This window comes from Henriciella sp., from assembly GCF_049649345.1.
GTDB lineage: Bacteria > Pseudomonadota > Alphaproteobacteria > Caulobacterales > Hyphomonadaceae > Henriciella.
Genome location: NZ_JBARZC010000425.1, coordinates 1 through 2,473 on the forward strand (window position 1 = coordinate 1; position 2,473 = coordinate 2,473).

The 2,473-nt window shown below is 60.6% G+C and carries 1 protein-coding gene and 1 pseudogene; both read right to left on the minus strand.

The annotated features are described in order from the left end of the window. Positions 1-347 (minus strand): annotated as a pseudogene (locus WA989_RS11715) (type II secretion system protein GspE); the annotation flags it as partial. A 37-nt stretch (positions 348-384) separates the two neighbouring features. After that, complete coding sequence (gene gspD, locus WA989_RS11720) at positions 385-2,325, minus strand: type II secretion system secretin GspD (RefSeq protein WP_424340679.1); 1,941 nt, start codon at positions 2,323-2,325, stop codon at positions 385-387. Between the last annotated feature and the right edge of the window lie 148 nt (positions 2,326-2,473).

The window sequence follows — 2,473 nt, forward strand, 5'->3', positions numbered from 1 at the left end:
AGGCGCACCCCGGGCGCATCATCATCGCCGTCCAGCAGATCGGCGGTTTGCGGAATATCGTCAATAAGGGAATGGAGATCGCCGCCATTCATCGCCGCTTCGGTTTCCCCGCCATCGACGGCGCTCCGGGCATAGTGCTCGGAGAGTTCTCGCTCGAAGGTCTGGGCATCGAGATGGCGGAAGCGCAGCGGGCGACCAAGTGCGCGGCGCGCCTCTATGATCGATCGGGGATCTGCACCGGAGCGGACACCCAGTTCAACCGTGTCGTCGGCATCAGACATGACAACGAGGCCTTTGTCGCGGGCAAAGGCATAGGTCAGTGTGCGGGGGCCTGCGTGCTCACTCATCACTCTTCACCGCGAGGCTATCAGCCTCACAAGCTGTCTACTCCTCTACCGGTCCCGGCTCACCGAGGACTTCGCCGAGGAACTGGTCGATCGTGACGCCGACCTGGTCCTCTTGGAGCAATTCCTGCGCGCGCAGATAATTATAGCTGCGCCCGGTCACGCGGCTCGCGCTTTCGCGATCGCGGACAATGGTCGGCTTGATGAACACCATGAAATTGGTCCGCGTGCCGCCGACGCCTTCGGACTTGAACAGATTGCCTGCCACGGGAATATCACCAAGCAGCGGCACTTTCGACTTCTGCTTGGACTCCGTCTGCTCGATCAGGCCGCCGATCACGATGATCTCGCCGTCATCCGCAAGCAGGCTGGTGGAAATGTTGCGTGTGTTCAGGATGAGATCCGGCGAGACGGTGCCGACCTGGCCGAAAATGCTCGACACTTCCTGATAGATGTCGAGGCGGATCGTGTCGTCCGACGAGATGCGTGGCGTAACTTCCAGTTTGACGCCGATCTGCTCGCGCTGGACCGTCCGGAACGGGTTTGAGTTGGCATCGCCCAGGACTTCCCCGGACGTCAGCGGCACATCCTGACCGACGATCAGCGACGACGTACCATTATCCAGCGTCATGTTGAACGGCTTCGAGAGGACACGCGAATTGGTATCCTCCTCGATGGCGTTGATGATCGCCCCGAACAGCGTGTCGCCGTCCTGGCCGCCAATCCCGATCAGGGCGCCATTCGTGCCCAGAAGCGAGCCGAGCGCCGCATCCGTGAACGGGCTGCCATTGCTGCCGCCTGGCAGATCGCCATCCGTGATGATGGCGCCGGCAAGCGCCAGCAGGTTCGGTGCAGACCGGGAAAAATTGGTCGTCGCAAACGGGGTCGAAGAGTCGCCCGTGCCAGACAGCAGGAACTGGACACCAAGCTCGCGGGCTGTGTCGTCCGATATCTCGACAATGATTGCCTCGACGAAGACCTGCGCACGGCGCTGGTCGAGCGCTTCGACCACGCGCTCCATGGCGAGCAGCGTATCCGGTGTCGCACTGATGATGAGCGAGTTCGATTCCGGATGATGGGCAATCGTTGCCGGCGGTGAGGCGCTTTCAACTGGCCCGCGCTGGTCCGCCATCGTCGCAGCGATCTTTTCCAGAATCGGGACGATCTCTTCGGCCTTCGCATTGCTGAGTTCGACGACGCGCAGATTATCTCTCGACGGCTCTGCATCATCGAGCTGCTGGGCGATCCGGATCGAGCGCTCGACAAGAGGTCCGTCGCCGCGAATGATGATCGAATTGCTGGTCGGAGAAGACGAGACCTCGAAATTCGGCACAGGGTTGCCATCGCGTGTGCCGAGCAGGTTTTTCAGGATCTCAGCCATCTCCTTTGACGGCACGCTTGTCAGCGCCAGCGTCTCGACCTGAGTGCGGTCATCGGCGTCCAACTGGTTCACGATCTCGCGAATGCGCGGCATGTTCGACGCATAGTCGACGACGACGACCGAGTTTGACCGCGTATTGGCAACGACCTGTCCCTGCGCATCGACGATCGGCTTGATCATCTGCGCCGCTTCCACCGCGCCAAACGAGTCAAACCGGAAGATTTCGGTGATGAATGTGTTCGGGCTTTCGGCATAAACGCCGGCTTCGCCAACCGCGAGCTGCTCGGGCACAACGCGGTAGACGCCCTTGCCGGCCGGAATGGCGGCAAAGCCGTGCACCCGGAGCGTAGACAGGAAGACCTGGAAGACTTCATCCGTTGTCATCGGAGACTGCGAAAGCACCGTCACGCGGGTACGCGCGACATCCGGATGTAGAATGAAAGTATACCCTGTAATGATCGACACATCGTCGATCAGGGCCGTGATCTCGACATCATCGAGGCTCAGCACATGGCGCGCGGCCTGAGGCGACTGCATCTCCGCATGCGCGGCCGGAGCCAGAAGCGCTGCTGCGGCGCAGGCTGCAAGGAGTGTTCTCATTTCCCTCTCACTCCGTCCCAAAAGCGATTTCCAGAGGCTGGGTCTCGCCATTCCTCAACACTGTCATAGTGACCGTCTGAGCTGAACCCATTTCAGCAGCAAATGCTGCTCCATCCAGTTCGGCGACATCGGTGCCATTGATCTCAAT